14 protein-coding genes are annotated in these 19,105 nt (G+C 64.0%); 4 read left to right on the top strand and 10 right to left on the bottom strand.

Features of this window, described 5'->3' with window-relative positions; genetic code table 11:
• Positions 1-179: 179 nt before the first annotated feature.
• Positions 180-1,529 (top strand): DNA recombination protein RmuC, encoded by a 1,350-nt coding sequence (locus tag J7655_RS15330; RefSeq protein ID WP_230927739.1) that lies wholly within the window; start codon positions 180-182, stop codon positions 1,527-1,529.
• 70 nt (positions 1,530-1,599) lie between these two features.
• Here J7655_RS15330 and J7655_RS15325 read toward each other — a convergent pair whose 3' ends face one another.
• Positions 1,600-5,088: a hybrid sensor histidine kinase/response regulator gene (locus J7655_RS15325; RefSeq protein ID WP_230925178.1), complete on the bottom strand. Its 3,489-nt coding sequence runs from the start codon at positions 5,086-5,088 to the stop codon at positions 1,600-1,602.
• Positions 5,089-5,282: 194 nt separating this feature from the next.
• On the opposite strand from J7655_RS15325, the gene J7655_RS15320 reads away from it, so the two are divergent.
• Positions 5,283-5,852 carry a GNAT family N-acetyltransferase gene (locus tag J7655_RS15320; RefSeq protein ID WP_230925177.1) on the top strand — a complete coding sequence of 190 codons (570 nt, stop codon included), beginning with the start codon at positions 5,283-5,285 and terminating at the stop codon, positions 5,850-5,852.
• A 125-nt stretch (positions 5,853-5,977) separates the two neighbouring features.
• On the opposite strand, the gene J7655_RS15315 is transcribed toward J7655_RS15320, so the two are convergent.
• Complete coding sequence (locus tag J7655_RS15315) at positions 5,978-7,312, bottom strand: imelysin family protein (protein ID WP_230925176.1); 1,335 nt, start codon at positions 7,310-7,312, stop codon at positions 5,978-5,980.
• Between the two features lie 190 nt (positions 7,313-7,502).
• On the opposite strand from J7655_RS15315, the gene J7655_RS15310 reads away from it, so the two are divergent.
• Both J7655_RS15310 and J7655_RS15305 read left to right on the top strand, forming a co-directional pair.
• Positions 7,503-8,075 (top strand): LemA family protein, encoded by a 573-nt coding sequence (locus J7655_RS15310; RefSeq protein ID WP_230925175.1) that lies wholly within the window; start codon positions 7,503-7,505, stop codon positions 8,073-8,075.
• Between the two features lie 10 nt (positions 8,076-8,085).
• Positions 8,086-8,991, top strand: a complete 906-nt coding sequence (locus J7655_RS15305; RefSeq protein ID WP_230925174.1) for an E3 ubiquitin ligase family protein — start codon at positions 8,086-8,088, stop codon at positions 8,989-8,991.
• A 60-nt stretch (positions 8,992-9,051) separates the two neighbouring features.
• On the opposite strand, the gene J7655_RS15300 is transcribed toward J7655_RS15305, so the two are convergent.
• The 8 genes from J7655_RS15300 to J7655_RS15265 all read right to left on the bottom strand — a co-directional run bounded on the left by J7655_RS15300 (position 9,052) and on the right by J7655_RS15265 (position 19,070).
• Positions 9,052-11,106 carry a putative bifunctional diguanylate cyclase/phosphodiesterase gene (locus J7655_RS15300; RefSeq protein WP_230925173.1) on the bottom strand — a complete coding sequence of 685 codons (2,055 nt, stop codon included), beginning with the start codon at positions 11,104-11,106 and terminating at the stop codon, positions 9,052-9,054.
• Between the two features lie 326 nt (positions 11,107-11,432).
• Positions 11,433-12,014 carry a superoxide dismutase gene (locus J7655_RS15295; RefSeq protein ID WP_003462535.1) on the bottom strand — a complete coding sequence of 194 codons (582 nt, stop codon included), beginning with the start codon at positions 12,012-12,014 and terminating at the stop codon, positions 11,433-11,435.
• 243 nt (positions 12,015-12,257) lie between these two features.
• On the bottom strand, positions 12,258-13,589 hold the full coding sequence (locus J7655_RS15290) for a DUF58 domain-containing protein (protein WP_230925172.1): 1,332 nt from the start codon (positions 13,587-13,589) through the stop codon (positions 12,258-12,260).
• Complete coding sequence (locus J7655_RS15285) at positions 13,586-14,620, bottom strand: AAA family ATPase (RefSeq protein WP_230925171.1); 1,035 nt, start codon at positions 14,618-14,620, stop codon at positions 13,586-13,588. Before J7655_RS15285 ends, J7655_RS15290 begins: the two co-directional genes overlap by 4 nt.
• Positions 14,617-15,798 carry a DUF4350 domain-containing protein gene (locus tag J7655_RS15280; protein WP_230925170.1) on the bottom strand — a complete coding sequence of 394 codons (1,182 nt, stop codon included), beginning with the start codon at positions 15,796-15,798 and terminating at the stop codon, positions 14,617-14,619. Before J7655_RS15280 ends, J7655_RS15285 begins: the two co-directional genes overlap by 4 nt.
• Positions 15,795-17,381: a DUF4129 domain-containing protein gene (locus J7655_RS15275; protein ID WP_230925169.1), complete on the bottom strand. Its 1,587-nt coding sequence runs from the start codon at positions 17,379-17,381 to the stop codon at positions 15,795-15,797. The genes J7655_RS15280 and J7655_RS15275 overlap by 4 nt, the downstream gene beginning before the upstream one ends.
• Entirely contained in the window at positions 17,368-18,348 is a 981-nt protein-coding gene (locus J7655_RS15270) for a stage II sporulation protein M (protein WP_230925168.1), read from the bottom strand. The genes J7655_RS15275 and J7655_RS15270 overlap by 14 nt, the downstream gene beginning before the upstream one ends.
• On the bottom strand, positions 18,345-19,070 hold the full coding sequence (locus J7655_RS15265; protein WP_230925167.1) for an RDD family protein: 726 nt from the start codon (positions 19,068-19,070) through the stop codon (positions 18,345-18,347). Before J7655_RS15265 ends, J7655_RS15270 begins: the two co-directional genes overlap by 4 nt.
• Positions 19,071-19,105: the final 35 nt, after the last annotated feature.

Here is a 19,105-nt window from a genome sequence, read left to right as displayed (position 1 = left end):
CGGCGTGCTGGCCCATGTAAGGCAGCGGCTAGGTATACTGGCCGGCGGTTCAACATGGAGCGTCTATGCCAATCGATCCTCTCTCTCTCGCCATCGGCGCCGTCGTCGCGCTGATTCCCTTGCTGGCGGGGCTCTGGTCACTGCAACGCCGACTGACGCGCGAGCAGGGCGAGCAGGCTCTGCTGCAGGAGCGCCTAGAGCACGCGCAACTGAGTCAGGCCGGTCTGCTGGCGCAGCTCGATGCCTGTCGTGCAGAGCTGGCCGAGGTCAGCGAGATCAAGGTCGAGCAGCAGACCGAGCTGGCCGGCCTGCGCCGTGAGAACGAATTGCTGCAGCAGGAGCGGCAGATCGCTCGCGAAGCCGCGCAATCCTGGCATCAGCAGCGTGAACGCAACGAGGCCGAACTGCGCCGCCTCACCGCCGAGTGTGCGGCGCTGGCGGCCGAGCTGCAGGAAAACCGCGATAACCAGCAGCAACGCCTCGATGACCTGCAGGGCGCGCGCAATGAGCTGCGTGCGCAGTTCTCCGAACTGGCATCGAAGATCTTCGACGAACGCGAGCAGCGGTTTGCCGAAACCAGCCAGCAGCGCCTTGGCCAATTGCTCGACCCGCTCAAGGAGCGCATCCAGGCGTTCGAGAAGCGTGTCGACGAGAGCTATCAACAGGAAGCGCGCGAGCGTTTTTCCCTGAGCAAGGAGCTGGAGCGCTTGCAGCAGCTCAACCAGCGTCTGGGCGACGAAGCGACCAACCTGACCCGTGCGCTCAAGGGGCAGAAAACCCAGGGCAACTGGGGCGAGCTGGTGCTCGAGCGGGTGCTCGAGCATGCCGGCCTGGAGAAGGGCCGCGAGTACCACACTCAGGTCAGCCTCAAGAGTGCCGGCGGCGAGCGCTTCCAGCCCGACGTGCTGATTCGTCTGCCTGGCGACAGGCAGGTAATCGTCGATGCCAAGGTCAGCCTCAGTGCCTATCAGCAGTATGTCGCGGCGGTGGACGAGCCGATTCGCCAGCAGGCGCTCAAGCAACATCTGATCTCGCTACGCAGCCACCTCAAGGGCTTGTCCGGCAAGGACTACCAGCGCCTCGAGGGCCTGCACAGCCTGGATTTCGTCCTGCTCTTCGTGCCGATTGAGGCCGCTTTCGCTGCGGCCTTGCAGGCTGAGCCGGAGTTGTTTCAGGCCGCCTTCGAACAGCAGGTGGTGATCGTCAGCCCGACCACCTTGCTGGCGACGCTGCGGGTCATCGACAGTCTCTGGCGTCAGGAGCGCCAGGGTCAGAACGCCCGCGAGATCGCCGAACGTGCCGGCCAGCTGTATGACAAGTTCGTGGCCTTCGTCGCGGACCTGGATGAAATGGGTAGCCGCCTGCAACAGCTGGACAAAGCCTACGCCAGCGCGCGCAACAAGCTGGTCGATGGCCGGGGCAACCTGATCGGGCGGGTGGAGAACCTCAAGCTGCTTGGCGCTCGTGCCAGCAAGAGCCTGCCGACCGAGTTGCTGGAGCGCTCCGCCGACCTGCCGGCGCTGGACTGACTGTCGCCATGCACGATGGCGCCGGGCAGCCCGGCGCTAATGCACAGTGCCCAACCCGAGCGAAAAGAACCTAACCGCGCAACACCAGATGGCGGCTGAGCAGCGCGCGCAGGGCCGCCGGCTTGACCGGTTTGGGCAGGTAATCGAGGCCGGCGGCATGCACTTCGGCGACCAGCTCCGGGCGACCGTCGGCGCTGATCACCACGCCAGGGACGGGCTCGTTCAACCGTGTACGTAGCCAGGCCATCAGCTCCGTACCGGTTTCGCCTTCGTCCAGGTGGTAGTCGATCAGCGCCAGTTGCGGGCGCACGTCTTCGCTGAGCAGGTGTTCGCATTCCAGACGGTTGCGCGCCGTCCAGACCTGGCAACCCCAGCGCGACAGCAGGCTGTGCATGCCGGTGAGGATGCTGTCCTCGTTATCGATGCACAGCACCTGCGTGCCTTGCAGGGGCTGGGCGTCGCCAGCCGGTGCGCTGATGCCCTGGGGCTTCGGTGCGGGCTTGCGGGCCAGCGGTACGCTGACGCTGAAGACGCTGCCTTTACCCGGCCAGGAGCGTACTTCCAGATGGTGGCCGAGCACGCGGCAGAGGCCGTCAGCGATGGCCAGGCCGAGGCCGAGGCCTTTTTCGGCGCGGGTCTGGTGGCTGTCCAGGCGCTTGAATTCTTCGAAGATCACCTTGCGTTTGTCTTCGGGAATGCCCATGCCGCGATCCCACACCTCCAGGCGCAGTTGCTTGCCTTCACGGCGCACACCCAGCACCACACGGCCCTTGGCATAGCGAAAAGCGTTGGTCAGGAAGTTCTGCAGGATCCGGCGCAGCAGTTTGATATCGCTGTCGATCCACTGCCGGCTGCCGTGGACGCGCAGGTCGATATCCTGTTCGCCAGCCAGCACACCAAACTCGGCGGCCAGGGTATCGAACAGGCTGGCGAGCGCGAAGGGATGACGATCCGGAGTGATGCGCCCGTTTTCCAGGCGCGAGATATCCAGCAGGTCGGTGATCAGGTCTTCGGCCGAGCGCAGTGAGCTGTCCAGGTGCCGCACCAGTTCCTGGGCCTCGCCGGGCAGGGCTTCGTCCTGGTGAGACAGTGCGGCGGAGAACAGCCGGGCAGCATTCAGGGGCTGCATCAGGTCATGGCTGACGGCGGCCAGGAAGCGCGTCTTCGACTGATTGGCCGCCTCGGCATGGGCCTTGGCTTCGCTCAGCGCCAGGTTCAGTTGCGACAGCTCATGGGTGCGCTCGGCGACGCGGCGTTCGAGGCTCTCGTTGGCCTCCTTGAGGGCGCGTTCGGCTTCGCGGAACTCGGTAATGTCGGTGAAGCTCATGACGAAACCGCCACCCGGCATGGGGTTGCCGATCAATTCGATTACCCGGCCATTGGGGAACACCCGCTCATAGCTGTGCGCGGTGCCCTGGCGCATCCAGTACAGGCGTTTGGCGACGTTCTCCTCCAGATCGCCACCGCCGAGCATGCCGCGCTCGGCGTTGAAACGGATGATCTCGGCAATCGGCCGGCCGACGTAGATCAACCCTTCGGGGTAATCGAACAATTCTAGATAACGGTGATTCCAGGCCACCAGGCGCAGGTTCTGATCGACCACGCTGATGCCCTGGGTGATGTTCTCGATTGCGCCCTGCAGCAGGGCGCGGTTGAACTGCAGCACCTCGCTGGCTTCGTCGACGATGCGCACCACATCCTCGACCTGCATCTCGCGGCCCTCGATGGCCGCCTTGACCACCGCGCGGGTCGAGGAGGCGCCGAGCACGCCGGCGAGCAGGCGCTCGGTATGGGCGATCCACTCGCTGTTGGCCGGCTGGTTGGGGTCGAAATCCTTGCCTTTGCCCTGGCGCAGGGCGAAGCGGGTGAAACTCTGGCGCGCACGTTCTTCGCCGACGAAGCGGCTGGAGAGTGCCAGCAGGTCGGCTACCTGCACCGCCAACAGGCTGCGACTGCTGGGTTTGGTACCGAGGTCATGACCAATGAAGCGCCCGGCTTGCCAGTGTTCGGAAACCCGCGTGCGCGAGAACCAGGACACCCAGGCGAACAGCAGCATGTTGCCGGCCAGCGACAACACCACGCCACGCGTCAACGGGTCGACCTGCAGGCCGATGGGGGTGTAGAGCAGGGTGGTGAGAGCGGGGAAGCTCTCCAGTGACCAGCCCATGCCACGTGCCGCCAGCGGCAGCACCAGGGTGTAGAACCAGAGCACGGCACCCAGGATCAGGCCGGCGAACACGCCACGGCGGTTGGCCTGTTTCCACACCAGTGCACCGAACATGGCCGGTGCCAGCTGGCCGATGGCAGCGAACGAGACCTGGCCAATGGTGGCCAGGCTGGTGCCCTCACCGAGCAGGCGATAGCAGACGTAAGCCAGCAGCAGAATGAGCACGATGCTGACCCGGCGGGCGGTGAGCATCCAGTGACGAAAGGCCTCGAATGGCCGCTCGGTGTTCTGCCTGCGCAGCAGCCAGGGCAGCAGCATGTCGTTGGAAATCATGGTCGACAAGGCCACGGAGGCGACGATTACCATGCCGGTAGCGGCCGAGGCACCGCCGATGAAGGCGAGTACGGCCAGGCCCGGATGCGCCTCGGCCAGTGGCAGGCTGATGACGAAGGAGTCCGGGGTGATGCCCGCCGGCAACAGCATCTGGCCGGCCAGAGCGATGGGCACCACGAACAGCGCGGCCAGCACCAGGTAGGCCGGGAACACCCAGCGCGCCAGGAGCAGATCCCGGGGTTCGATGTTTTCCACTACGGTGACATGGAATTGCCGTGGCAGGCAGACGATGGCGATCATGGCCATGCCGGTCTGCACCAGCATGGCTGGCCAGTTGATCGCTTCGTTCCAGAACGCGTCCAGCTCGGCGGTGTTGTACGCCTGTTCCAGCAGGTCGTCGAAGCCGTTGTACAAGCCGAAAGTAACGAAGGCGCCTACCGCAAGAAATGCCAGCAGCTTGACCAGTGATTCGAATGCGATGGCCAGCACCATGCCGCGATGGTGCTCGGTGACATCGAGGTTGCGCGTGCCGAAGAGGATGGTGAACAGTGCCAGAGCCAGCGATACGATCAGCGCCGTATCCTGGGCGCTGGTACCGATGGACTGCGGGTCGATACCGATCAGCAGATTGACCCCCAGCACTATGCCCTTGAGTTGCAGGGCGATATAGGGCAGCACGCCGACCAGGCAGATCAGCGCCACGACGATGGCCAGTGCCTGTGATTTACCGTAGCGCGCGGCAATGAAGTCGGCGATGGAGGTGATGTTCTCCTGCTTGCTGATCATCACCATCTTCTGCAGCACCCAGGGCATGGTCAGCAGCAGGATGATCGGGCCGAGGTAGATCGGCAGGAATGACCACAGTTGCTCGGCGGCCTGGCCGACGGCGCCGAAGAACGTCCAGCTGGTGCAGTACACCGCCAGCGACAGCGAATAGACCCAGGCACGGATTTTCGGCGGCATCGGTGCGCTGCGGCGGTCGCCATAGAAGGCGATGGCGAAAAGAACGGCCATGTAGATCAGGGCGACCGCAGCGATCAGCCCGGGTGACAGCGTCATGCAGACTCCGAAACACGCAGTGGAACGAAACGACAGTGAGCAGTGTTGCACAAAGCCGGGCGCTGTCGGCTGCGACCAAGGTCGCAGCCAAGCGGGCGTGCTTTGCCGCGAGACCCGATTGTGCAGCAGCGCCGCGCCTGATAGCTTGTCCCGTTTGCGATTGTGCCCAAGGAAGGAACCCGAGGAAGCATTCTATGTTCAAGCCGCAGTTGGTGACGTTGCAGCGTGGCGCTCTGCGCCTGGAACCCATGGCCGACGCAGACATTCCGGCGTTGGTCGCCTTGGCCGAAGCCAATCGTGAGGCGTTGTTGTACATGAGCGGCACGCAGCGACTGGACTGGTATCGCAGCGCCCTGGCCGATCTGCGCGAGCAGCGGGCCTTGCCTTTCGTCATTCGCCTGGGTGACGAACTGGTCGGAACCACTCGTTTCGCTGATTTCATGAATAGCCTGCCGGCCTGCGAAATCGGCTGGACCTGGCTCGACCGACATCAGCATGGCAGCGGCCTGAATACCAGTATCAAGTACCTGATGCTCAGGCATGCCTTCGATCATTGGGGCATGGTTCGCGTGCAACTGAAAACCGCCGCCAGCAACCTGCGCGCGCAGCGCGCCATCGAGAAACTGGGCGCGGTGCGCGAGGGGCTGCTGCGCAACCATCGCCGTCTGGCTGATGGCCGTCTCGACGACAGCGTGCTGTACAGCATCACCGACCACGAGTGGCCGGCGCTGCGCGAGGCGATGGAGGCAGGCTTCGGCGCCTGAGCCTTTGCCTGCAGTCGTTACACGCAGGGCACTGGCTTCTGGCGCAGCGTAGGTGAAAAGACGCCAGGTACAAAAAAGCCGGCGCTCCTTAGCGGGGCGCCGGCTTTTTCAGCGGGCTGCGTCGATCAGAATTGGTGATCGGCGGTGTCCGGGTTCAGGTCGCCGATGCCCAGCTTGCCTGCAGCCTGCTCGATGGCGCCGGTCTGCTTGACCAAGGCAGCGATGGCGTCACGCACCAGTTGCTGGCCTTCGGTGTTGTCGGCTGCAATCAGCTGGTCGAAGTGCACGTTGTTCTTCTCGGCGCTATCGACCAGCGCCTGCAGCTTGGCTTCGGTTTCCTGCAGGTCGGCCTTGAGGGTGGCATCGGCCTGGGCATCGATCTTGGCCACCAGCTCGGACAGGCTCGGGCCGGTCAGGGTGCTGCCGTCGACCTTCTTGTACTCGCCCAGGTAGACGTTGCGAATGCCTTTGCCGTTGTAGAAGTGCGAGTTGTGGGTGTTGTCGCTGAAGCAGTCGTGCTCGTCTTCGGTGGAGTTGGCTTCCAGCGCGACCTTCATGCGCTCGCCAGCCAGTTCGCCGAGCGACAGGCTGCCCATGCCGAACAGCATCTTGCGCAGGCCATTCTCGGCGGAGTCGGCGACCAGTTCGCTGCGGTAGTTGCCTGCCACGCCGTCTTTCCACTGTTCGACCATGTCGTTCAGGTCGCTGACCAGCAGGTCGGTGGCGGCCTTGAGGAACGCGCGGCGACGCTCGTTGTGACCACCGGTAGCGCCTTCACCCACCACGTAATCGGTGTAGGGGCGCTCGCCGGCGCCTGGGTTGGTGCCGTTCAGATCCTGGCCCCAGAGCAGGAATTCGATGGCGTGGTAACCCGTGGCGACGTTGGCTTCGGAGCCGCCAAGCTCGTTCAGGCTGGCCAGCAGCTCGCCGGTGATCTCGCTGACGTCGATCTTGTCTTCGCCGACCTGAATCTCGGTGTTGGCGATGATGTTGGCCTGTGCGCCGGGGTTACCCAGGGCATGCTGGTAGTCGTCGGCGACGTAGTCGATCAGGCCTTCGTCCAGCGGCCAGGCATTGAGTTGGCCTTCCCACTCGTCGACCACCGGGTTACCGAAACGGAACACTTCGGTCTGCATGTAGGGAATGCGCGCGGCCAGCCAGGCTTGGCGGGCGGCTTTCAGGGTCGCTTCGCTAGGATCGGCGAGCAGCGCATCGACGGCAGCCTGCAGCGCCTTGCCGGTGCTGGCAGCGTCGCTGAATACGGCCAGAGCCAGGTCGGCATAATGGTTGACCACGGCCTTCGCCGCTGCTTCGTCGACTTGGGCTGCGGTCGGAGCCGCGCTCTCGGTGGCGGCGGCAGGCGCGGCAGCCTGGGTGGCAGGGGCTTTGTCTTCGCCGCAACCAGCGAGAGAAATGGCGATGGCCAGCAGGCTGGCGGAGGCCAGGGGCATACGAATCATGGCGGGGTCCTTTGCATGTACGAAATATGAGTGGTACGCGGGAGTACCTGAAAAACTGCGACATAATGCAAATGTTTCGCATTATGTGTAAAGGCCATTATTCATCGCTGTGCAGGATATCGCTGCCGAGGCGTCACGCTGCCGCTAGAATGCCAGCACCTGAAGCGCAGTTCTGCCTGGAGAAAACTGCATGACCCTGACCGCCGTGATCGTCCTCGTTGTCCTCGTCCTGCTCGGCGCCTACGCGGTGTCCCTGTACAACGGCCTGGTGCGCCTCAAACATGGGGTGAGCAAGGCCTGGTCGAACATCGATGTGCTGCTCAAGCAGCGTCATGATGAACTGCCCAAACTGGTGGAAACCTGCAAGCAGTACATGCAGTACGAAGGCGCTACCCTGGAGCGGGTGATCGCGGCCCGCAGCGCCGTGGCCAGTGCCCGTGAACAGCAGGATGTCGGCGCTCTGGGCAAGGCCGAGAGCGGGTTGCGCGCCGGCCTCGGTCAGCTCTTCGCGCTGGCCGAGAATTACCCTGAGCTGAAGGCCAACGACAGCTTCCAGCACCTGCAGCAGCGCATCAGCGGGCTGGAAAATGGCATCGCCGACCGCCGCGAGCTGTACAACGAGGCGGTCAACCTCAACAACGTGCGCATCGAGCAGTTCCCCGACGTGATCGTCGCGCGCCTGTTCAACTTCCAGGCTGCCGAGTTGCTGGTGTTCAGCGATGCAGAAAAGGCTGATGTGGATCTGAAGTCGCTGTTCAGCTGAGCACTTGCCGATGATGCAGGCCGATCCCCTGGGTTTCTTCTTTACCCTGAGCTTCACCCTCGGCGCCTGCCTGGGCGGCGCCTGGTGGTGTTTGCGGCGCTGGTCGCAGGCGCGCCACCTGCTCGATACGCCAACGTCGAAGATACGCTCGGCGGCGCAGGGGTATGTCGAACTTTACGGCGTGCTCGAAGCGCTACCGGATATGCAGCCGCGTGGGCCGCTGACGGGGAAACCTTGCCTGTGGTGGCGCTTTCGTATCGAGGAATATCGCTCCAGTGGCAAGAAGCGCAGCTGGCGGGTGATCGAAAGTGGCACCAGTGATGCCTGGCTGCGCCTGGTTGATGGCACCGGCGAATGCCTGATCGATCCGCGTGGTGCCGAGATCCGTACGGCCGTGCGTGACGTCTGGCAGGGTAACCTGCGCCACCCGCTGGGGCCGGCCAAGACGGGATTGCTCGGTTTTCTCAGCAGTGGCACGCGCTATCGCTACACCGAAGAGCGCTTCCATGTCGGGCAACCCTTGTATGCCATTGGCGACTTTCGTACCCGTGGCGCGGCGCAGCAGGGGTTCGACAGGCATGCCGCTCAGGGTGAAGTGATCCGCGAATGGAAGGGCGATTACCTCGGCCTGTTGCGCCGTTTTGATAGCGACGGCAACGGTGAACTCGATGAGCAGGAATGGAATCGCGTGCGACTGGCTGCGCAACTGGAGGCTGAAGACCGGCATCGGCAAAAGGCATTGGAGCCGGCGCAGCATCAGATGACCAAGCCTGGCGAGCGGCAGCCGTTCATTCTCTCCAACAGCGGAGAAGACGAACTGGCGCGCAGCTTCTACTGGCAGGCTGCGGGTGGTGCCGTATTGTGCCTGCTCGGTGCCTTGGCCACGGCCTGGCTGTTTGGCGTGCAGAACTGGTAAACGCGATTGCGGTTAGGAATGAAAACGCCGCGATCAATCGCGGCGTTCCTGTTTGAGCGGTCAGAGCGTTGCCGCTGAGCTCAGGCGCCGCGCCTGCTTGAGAAACAGCGTCAGCTCACGTGCCGGCAGTGGTTTGCTGTACAGGTAACCCTGACCTTCATGGCAGCCCTGGGCAATGATGTAGGCTTCCTGCTCGGCGGTTTCCACGCCCTCGGCGATGACCTGCATGCCCAGGCTCTTGCCCAGCTGGATGATGGCGCGAACGATGGTGGCATCGTCTTCATCTTCGAGCAGATCCTGGACGAAACTCTTGTCGATCTTGATCTTGTCCAGCGGCAGGCTCTTGAGGTAGCTCAGTGAGGAATAGCCGGTACCGAAGTCATCGATGGCGATCAGTGCACCGGAGCGGCGCAGGCTGAGCAGATGCTGGGCGGCGGTACTGATGTCTTCCATCAGGCCGGTTTCGGTGACCTCCAGCTCCAGGCTTTTCGGCGGCAGGCGGTAGACCTGCATCAGATTGTTGACCACGCGCGGCAGCTCGGCGTGGTGCAACTGCACGGTAGACAGGTTGATGGCCATGCGCAGGTTGCTGAAGCCCTGGTCGTGCCATTCCCTTAGCTGGCGGCAGCTCTGGTCGAGAATCCACTCGCCGATGGGAATGATGGTGCCGTTCTGCTCGGCCAGCGGGATGAACAGATCCGGCGCCACGAAACCATGCTGTGGATGTTGCCAGCGCAGCAGGGCCTCGACGCCGACGATGCTGTGATCGCGATAGTCCACCTGTGGCTGATAGACCAGGTGCAGCTGATTCTGCGCCAGGGCGTCGCGCAAATCCTTCTCCAGCTCACGGCGGCGGCGCATCTCGCTGTCGACGCTGGCGATATAGAACTGGTAACGGTTGCGTGAGCGGCTCTTGGCCAGGGTCATGGTTTGTTCGGCTTTTTGCAGCAGTTTCTCGGTGCTGTCGCCGTCTTCCGGGAACAGGGTGATGCCGATGGTGGCGCGCAGGCGAACTTCGTGCTGATCGAGCCTAAAGGGCTGCTCTAGATCATCGAGTATGCTTTGTGCCAGTTCGGCCGCTTCGTAGGGTTGTTCGATATCGGCCTGAACCAGGGCGAACTGGTCGCCTCCCAGGCGTGCCAGAGCACCAAGACGGCCGCTGTGGCTGCGCAGGCGGTCGGAGAGGGCGAGCAGCAACTGGTCGCCGCTTTGATAGCTGAATTGCTCGTTGATGCCCTTGAAATCATCCAGGCCGACGCAAAGAACGGCGACGCGGCGCTGCAGGCGGCCGGCATCTTCGAGAATCTGGTCGAGTTGCTGCTGCAGTTGCTGGCGGTTCGGCAGACCCGTGAGGAAATCGTACTGCGCCATGCGTAACAGACTGTTCTCGGCCTCATGACGCAGGTGGGTGTTGCGTTCGATGGAGGCCAGCAACTGGTTGGCCGTATTGATCCACAGGCCCAGTTCGTTCTTCTCGTTGCCCGGCAGCATCGGCAGCTTGTGTTCGCTGGGGCGGTCGGGGTTGATGTTGGTCAGGTGCTCGATGATTTTCGAGAGTGGTTTGGTCAGCAGCCAGTGATAGACCAGATAGAGCACCAGCCCCATGGCCATGGCGCGCAGCACGCCCGATATGAAGATGATCACCGAGTTGGTGACGAAACTCTCGCCATAAGGCGCGGTATCCAGGGTGATGTTGAGGTCACCGTAATACTCGCTGTAGGGGCCGCGACCCACCAGCTTGGTCGAAAACAGCTGCTCCTTGCCGAGAATGGTGTCGGTCAGCCAGCGCGTGGGCATCTGTGCCAGATCACGCGAGCGCTCGGCGAGCATTGGCTCGTTGGGATGGCCGATGGAGGCGTAGCGTACCGACTCGTGCTGAAACAGGCCTTCGATCACCTGCATGCCCATTTCCCGGTCCAGGCTGTAGACCGCTTGCGTCGACGGGTCGCGGAACATGCCGAGGATGCGATGGGCGTCGTTGGCAACCGCCTGGCGGGTCTTATAGGCATCGAAAACGATCTGCGCACAGCTCAACACCACCCCGACCACGAATGCTGACAGCAGCACCACGCGGAGCAACTTGAGCGACAAGCTGTTTTTCAATTCCAGCTTCAAAGGCAATTCCTTGTGTCGGTGCGTACAGCGTCAATCTGATGAGAGTATTGGCAATCTAACCTTGGCCGTCAAAGGGCCATCATCGCTAATTGGTACTTTTTACCCAACAAATCAGAGCTTGGAGCGAGTTCGTACGTTGAGCCGGCCACTGCACTGTGTCGGTGTCAGGGCAGCAGACTTGAGCATCTGTACGCATCGTTCGTCTGTCGAGTGTCGGTTCTGCAGCCGATTGCAGGCATAAGGCGCTTCATCTGACAGCATTCTCAACGGCCGAAAACGAAAAACCCGGTCATCGGGACCGGGTTTTCGCATGACACGGCTTGGAATCAGGCCGCGTAATTCTGGGCGACGAAGTCCCAGTTGACCAGGTTCCAGAATGCTTCGACGTACTTCGGACGCAGGTTGCGGTAGTCGATGTAGTAGGCGTGTTCCCAGACGTCGCAGGTCAGCAGCGGGGTGTCGCCGCTGGTCAGCGGGCAGCCGGCGCCGATGGTGCTGGCCAGGGCCAGGGAACCGTCAGCCTTCTTCACCAGCCAGCCCCAGCCGGAACCGAAGGTGCCGATGGAGACCTTGCTGAACTCTTCCTTGAACTTGTCGAAGGAACCGAAGGCCGCGTTGATGGCGTCAGCCAGGGCGCCGGTCGGCTGGCCACCGCCGTTCGGCGACAGGCAGTTCCAGTAGAAGGTGTGGTTCCACACCTGGGCGGCGTTGTTGAAGATGCCGCCCGAGGAAGTCTTGACGATTTCTTCCAGGCTCTTGCCTTCGAACTCGGTGCCCGGCACCAGGTTGTTCAGGTTCACGACGTAGGTGTTGTGGTGCTTGTCGTGGTGGAATTCGAGGGTCTCGGCGGAAATGTGCGGCTCGAGAGCATTCTTTTCGTAAGGCAGCGGCGGCAATTCAAAAGCCATGGTCTATCTCCTACTCAGGTCGTGTGCGGTATGCGCAAGGCCGATCACGGGCGGCCTATAGGCGGCGTCGAGTTTGTACTCTTTGCGCCGCAGACTCGGGATCATAGCACCCGACCACGGCCATAACCACGCAACATCTGTGTGGGAAAGCCGGTGCCAGGGCCTTTGCAGCATTGGGTTCGACAGTCAAGGGCGCCAGCAGTTGCCTCTTTCGGCGCGGCTTTGCCGAAATGCCAACAGACCTCAAAGCGCGCCGGCTTTCTTCCAGGCCAGATAACTGCTGACCAGCTCCGGGCCGAGTTCGCCCGGGCGCGCATCGAGTACCGGTACTTCATGGGCAGCCAGACGCTCGTGCAGTTCTGCACGGGCATTGAGATAGTCGAGCGTGCCGCAGTAGGCCAGGGCCTGATCGAATTGTTCCACGGGCGTCTGGCGCAGACGGTCCAGGGCTTCCTCGCGCAGGCTGGCGATCAGCACACGATGTTGGCGTGACAGACGGCGCACGGCGGCGAGCAGATCCTGATCGTCTTCGTCGCGCAGGTTGGTCACCAGCACCACCAGCGAGCGGCGCCGCTGACGCGCCAGCAGCACGTCGGCAGCGGCATTGAAGTCGGCCGGTTGCTGGCTGGTGTCGAGGTCATAGACGGCATTGAGCAGCACATTCAGTTGCGCCGGGCCTTTGACCGGCGCCAGGTAACGCGACTGGTTGCCGGCGAAGGTCGCCAGGCCGACGGCATCGCCCTGGCGCAGCGCCACGTAGCTGAGCAGCAGGCAGGCGTTGAGGGCGTGGTCGAAGTGCGACAGCTCGTCGTCCTGGCTGCGCATGCGCCGGCCGCAATCGAGCAGGAAGACGATCTGCTGGTCGCGCTCGTCCTGGTATTCACGAGCGATGGGCGTACGCTTGCGCGCAGTGGCCTTCCAGTCGATCTGGCGCAGGGTGTCGCCGTCACGAAATTCACGCAGCTGGTGAAATTCCAGACCCAGGCCGCGGCGCGGGCGCTGGCGCACGCCCAACTGGCTCAGCCAGTCGTCCACGGCCTTGAGTTGCGCGCCGTAGAGGCGGGCGAAGTCCGGGTAGACGCGGCTTTCGCCAGCCAGCGGCAACAGGCGCTTGGCTTGCCACAGGCGCAGCGGGCTGGGCAGTTGCAGCTCGCACTGGGCGAAGTGGAAGTGCCCACGGATCAGCGGCTTCAGACGATAGCTGACCCGCGTCTGCTGGCCAGGCTGCAGGGTGATGCGTTGCGGCAGGAAGTCGAAGGCCATGCCTTCTGGCACATGCTCGAAGACCTCGATTTCCTGTGTTTGAGTGAAATCGTGGTGAGCGATCAGTTGCACCTCGCTCCAGCGCCCCAGCGGCAGGTTGCCGGGCAGCACGCGCTCCAGGCGCGGTGAGCGCTGGCGGCGCAGCCACAAGGCATCGACGGCGGCGATCAGCAGCAAGGCCAGCAACAGCCCCCAGGCCAGCGGCATCAGGCTGTCTGCCAGGCGAATGCCGAGCAGGGGCAGGGCGCCGAGCAACACGGCGGCGGCGAACAGGCCGCCGAGCAGCCCGAGGAGCAGGCGCGAAGGTTTCATAGGCGTGGCGCCGGTACCTGGTCGAGCAACTGTTGCAGCACCTGATCCACCGACAGGCCTTCGATGTCCAGCTCCGGCGCCAGACGCACGCGATGACGCAGCACGGCCAGGGCGCAGCCCTTGATGTCATCCGGCAGGACGAAATCGCCGCCGCGCAGCAGCGCGCGGGCACGGCCACCACGCACCAGGGCGATCGACGCGCGCGGCCCGGCGCCCATGGCCAGGCCCGGCCAGCTACGGGTAGCACGGGCCAGGCGTACGGCGTAATCGAGCACCTGATCATCCAGTGGCAGATCGCTGGCGATCTTCTGCAGCGCCAGCACGTCCTTGGCTTGCAGCAGGGTACGCAGCGGGCTGACTTCGAGCATGTCGGCCCTGGCCGAGCGGGTCACCTGGCGCACCATGTTCAATTCTTCGTCCTGCTGCGGATAATCCATGCGCAGTTTGAGCATGAAACGGTCCAGCTCGGCTTCCGGCAGCGGGTAGGTGCCTTCCTGCTCGATCGGGTTCATGGTCGCCAGTACCATGAATGGCAATTGCACCGGCAGGGCACGGCCTTCCAGGGTCACCTGGCGCTCCTGCATCACCTCCAGCAGGGCGGCCTGGGTCTTGGCCGGCGCGCGGTTGATTTCGTCAGCCAGCAACAGGTTGGTGAACACTGGCCCCTTGCGCAGCTTGAACTGCTCGCTCTGCATGTCGTACACGGCATGGCCGGTGACATCGCTGGGCATCAGGTCCGGGGTGAACTGGATGCGCGCGAATTCGCCGCCGAAGCAACGCGCCAGGGCGCGCACCAGCAGGGTCTTGCCGAGGCCCGGCACACCTTCGACCAGCACATGGCCACCGGCGAGCAAGGCGGTTAGCACGTCGTCGATCACCGCACCCTGGCCGATCACGGCCTTGCGCAGCTCGGTGCGCAGAGCCTGGGCCAGTTGGCTGGCGCGTTGGCGTTGCTGCGCTTGCGGGTTGCTCGGCGCGGCGGCCGGGGTTTCCTGCACCGGCAGGTTGTCGTTCTCGGGGATTTCGCTCATAGGGCATTCCTGAGGGTTTGCAGGTGGGCGACCTGGCGGGTGAAGTCACTGGCGGACAGGCGTTGCGGCGGCAATGGGCGCATGGCCTGGCTGATGTCCTTGGCGGGCAGGCGGGTCAGGCGACCGAGCACCTGCCACTGTTCGGCGACGGCGAGCTTCTCGAAACCGGGGTGGCGGCGCCGCGCTCGGCGATAGATATCCTGTTGCAGGCCTTTGAGCAGACTGTGCTGACCACTGCGCCGGAGGAGGAAATCGGCGCTGCCGCGCAAGTGCTCTTCGAGCTGACGGCGGGCGCGGCTGGCCGGTGCCTGCAACGGGCCTTGACGCATACCGACGTGCCACAGGCTGGCGATGATCAGCAGCGCCAGCACCAGCAAGGCCAGCGGGAAATGGCGCAGCAGCAGGCGCGCCAGGCTGTCGCTGTCGGCGTGATAGAACAGGGTGACGGCGCTGTCCTGGCTCAGGTACCAGAGCAGCCAGGCGTGGTCGTATTCATTGATGGTGCGGTTCTGCCAGATCCACGGATCGCTCAGTACGGTGATCAGGCCGTCGCCATGGTAGAGCTGCAGCAGGTGTGTGGCGGCCTCGCTATTGGCCCAGGCGTGGGCACGGTTCTGCGCGTCGTACAGGTGAAAATCGGTGTCGAAGGCGATATAGGCCGGCGCCTGCTCATTCTCCAGATAGAGCTTGGTGAGTTGCGGGTAGGCGTCGCTCTCCTCGTTCTCCTGCTCCGACTCGCTGCTCTCGTCGTCGTCCAGATCGTCGCTCATGTACTGCTGGATGCCGAGCAGGTCGAGCAGCAGGTCGCCGCTCTGGCCTTCCTCTTCGTCCCACAGGCGTTCGGCGATGAACAGCAGATGACCGCCATTGGCCGTCCATTGCAGCACGCGCTCGACCTGGCGCGGCGTCATGTTGCCACGGTCGGCCAGCAGCATCAGGGTCTGGCCCGCGCTGGGCAGGCCGTCGAGCACCTCCAGACCTTCTGCGCGGCGCGCGGCGATACCCTGTTTGCGCAGGAAATGCTCGGCGGCCAGGTAAGGGCTGTTGGCAACCTCGGGGGCAGGGCCGTGCTCGATCACGTCTTCGTAAGGTTCGAGTTTGCCCAGCACGTAACTGGCGATCAGTCCCAGCGCCAACAGCAGGGCCATGGCGAGGATGAATCCGCTGCGCCGACTCATGCCGCACGCTCCTGGCCGAACAGGCTGCGCCACCCCTGGCACAGACCCTCGCGCAGTGATTCGGCCGGTGCGCGGTGACCATAGGCCAGCGCCTGCCAGTGCTGGGTGAGCTGGCGACTGTAGTCCTCCAGGTTCTGCTGCCCAAGGCCTGCGACCAGGTGCAGCACTTCGCCTTCGGTGTGCGACTGCTTCAGGGGCAGGCGGTGTTCGTGTAGCAGGCGGCTGAGCAGGGCGCGGTAGAGCAGACCGAGTGCAGCGCGCGGTTGTTCGGCCCAGAGCCGCTCAGCTTCGCTGGCGACATCGTCGGGCAGCGTTTCCGGCGCCAGTTCGAGCCCGAACAGCTGCTGTGGTGCGGCCTGCCGGCGCCGTGTCGGCAGACCGATGCGTTCGGCAAAGGCCTGCAGCCACTCGCGGTAGCGCCACAAGACGAAGGCCAGCAGCGCGGCCAGCGCCGCCCACAGCAGTACTTCGAAGACTTGCGCGACGACATCCAGGCTCTTCCACCATTCGCCGAGTTTGAGCAGGTTCTTGAGCATGTCGAGGAAGGCTTCGATGTCTTCCGGTTTGGTTTCCTCCGCGGGCTTCTCTTCGCCCAGGCGCCAGCGGGTGACGGTTTCGCGGTGCTGGAAGGGCGGTTCGTCGAGCAGGGCCTTGATGCTTTCACGCGCGGCCTGGCTGCTCAGTGGCTGCTGGAGCAGGCGCGGCGCGTCGGGGCCTTGCGGGTCAGCCTGCTTGGCCTCCTCGCTGACGGCTGGCGCTGTGTCGGCCCAGGCCTCGCTGGGCAGCTGCGTCAGCAGCAGGGCGCAACCGAGCAGCAGGGCATAGGCGCTGCCGGTCAGGCGTTGGCGCAGGCGGCGGAAGGTCAGTTCGATATCCCAGGCTTCCAGGGCGGTGCGGCGGTTGAGGTAGAGGGTGAAGCCGCAGGCGACATAGACCGGCTCCCAGATGATCAGCAGCAGCACGTAAAGCAGGTTGGACAAGTGTTCCAGCCACAGCCACTGGCCGCTGCTGGCGGCGATCAGGCTTTCCCAGCTCCAGTCCAGTTCCACCTGCTGTGGCAGCATCAGATAGAACAGGGCGACCAGGCCCATCCACAGGGCAATTTCCAGATGCATGCCGACCAGCGTCAGCCAGGTGGCAGCGGCGCTGTCGCGTTGGCCGAGCACCACCAAGCGCTGGCTGCGCGCCTGACCGGACAGGCCTTCGAGCTGCTGTACGGGCAGGTCGAAACTGCGCGTCGGGCTCAGGCGGCGCCAGGTCAGGCTGGCCAGCAGTTGTGGCCACAACAGTTGCGGCAGCGCACGCAGGGATTGCTTGAGCGTGGGCGTATTGCCGAACAGCGCCTGGGAAAGGATGTACAGCGGCAGCCGCTCATAGGCGGGTTTGAGCCACCAGAACAGGAAGATGGCCCAGCCCGGATACTGCCAGAGCAGGGCGCAGAGCAGGGCGAACAGCGGCAGGGTGACCAGCGCCCAACTGGCCATCAGCAGGCCGGCGTGACGACGGGCGAGCAGCACGCCGAGGTCGATGGCTTCCCAGGCGCTGCGCGGGCGGATGGCCACGCTGGCTTCAGTCAGGCGCATGCTGCCTCCGCCCGGCCAAAAGCAGATAGCTCAAGACCAGTGCCCAGAGTCCGGCACCGACGATGTACTTGATGTCCGGGCTGGCGAAGGTGGTCGATGACCAGAATGCCTCGATGAAGGCCGCCAGCAGCAGGAACAGGATCACCCCGGCCACCAGTTGAATCGCCTTGCCGGCTGCCAGGCGCAAGGCTTCGCTGCGAGTCAGGCGCCCCGGGGCGAGCAGCGCCCAGCCGAGCTTGAAGCCTGCCGCGCCGGCCAGGGCGATGGCGGTCAGCTCGAAGGCACCATGGCCGATGACGAAAGACCAGAACGGCTCGCCATAGCCGATGCGCGTCAGGTGGCCCGCCACCGCGCCGATCATCAGGCCGTTGAACAGCAGGAAGAACAGGCTGCCGAGGCCGAGCAGCAGACCGCTGGCGAAGGTCTGAAAGGCGATGCCGATGTTGTTCATGATGTAGAAGCCGAACATCACCCAGTCATCACCGGAGCCTCGTTCGCTGAAGCGGCCGAGGCGGCGCGCATCAGGGTCGTACATGCGCTCCATCTCGCTGACCTGCTCGGGACTGACCAGGCTGAAGATCAGTTCGGGATAGAGGTAGGTCAGCATCCCCATCAGCGCCAGGCTGCCGAAGAACAGCAGGCTGGCGACGCAGACGCTGCGCCATTCGCTACGTACCAGGCGTGGAAAACCGCCGAACAGAAAGCGGATTATTTGCGCGCCGAGATGGCTGCGATGACGGTAGAACTGCTGGTGACCACGCATCGCCAGTTGCTGCAGCTGGTCGATCAGGTGGCTGCTGTAACCGCGGGCCTGGGCCAGGGCCAGATGCTGACAGAGCTGGCGGTAGCGAGCGGCGAAGCTCTGGCAGGTCTGCGCATCGGCCTTGCCGCGCTCGAGTGCATCGAGTTGGCCGTTGAAGGCATCCCAGTCCGGCTGATGGCGACTTTCGAACAGACTCTGCTTCACGGGGCATTCCCCAGCAGGCCATGGGCGATGCCATTGAGGCGCGGCTCGGCCTGCTCGGCAGGCACCTGCAGCGGTTCGGCCAGCAGCGCCGCCAACTCTGCTCGGCGGGCTGCGGACAACTGGCCGCCACGTTCGGCGAAACCGAGGATGGCGCGTTGCTCGCCCAGGCTGAGCGGGAAGGGCGCGGGCAGTGGCTCCGCTTCGGCAAGCTGTGGTTTGCTCAGCGGCGCATCGCGATAGACCACCAGGGTGCCGGCGGCAATATCGCCGAGGCGCTTGAACGCCGGATGGTTCAGGCAACTGATGATGCCCAGGGTGTAGCCGAACGGCAGGATATCGACGAAGCGCAGCAGGTTACGGGTCAGCGACGCGGCCCAGCCGATGGGCGTGCCGTCATCGTGTACCACGCGCAGGCCGAGCATCTGCTTGCCGGGGGAACGGCCCTGGTTGAGGACTTCGAACAACACCATGTACCACCAGGTCACGAGAAACAGCAGGATGGTACCCAGGCCCATGCCGAACTGCCCGAGCAGGCCCAGTACGATGAAGGTCACGGCAAGAATCAGGCCGCGAATGGCCAGGTCGATGGCGAACGCCAGGGCGCGCGGCACCAGCCCGGCCGGCCGCAGGTGCAGATCGATGCCTTCCGGCGTTTCGACCTGATAGCGGGTATCCAGAGGCGGCTGCTGGGACGAAAGACTGACGCTTGAGCGTGAAGGCATCGGCGGACTGCATCAAGGAAAGCCCGATGCTAGCG

The sequence above is a fragment of the Pseudomonas wenzhouensis genome (assembly GCF_021029445.1).
GTDB lineage: Bacteria > Pseudomonadota > Gammaproteobacteria > Pseudomonadales > Pseudomonadaceae > Aquipseudomonas > Aquipseudomonas wenzhouensis.
This window is presented reverse-complemented; position numbering and strand designations above follow the sequence as displayed.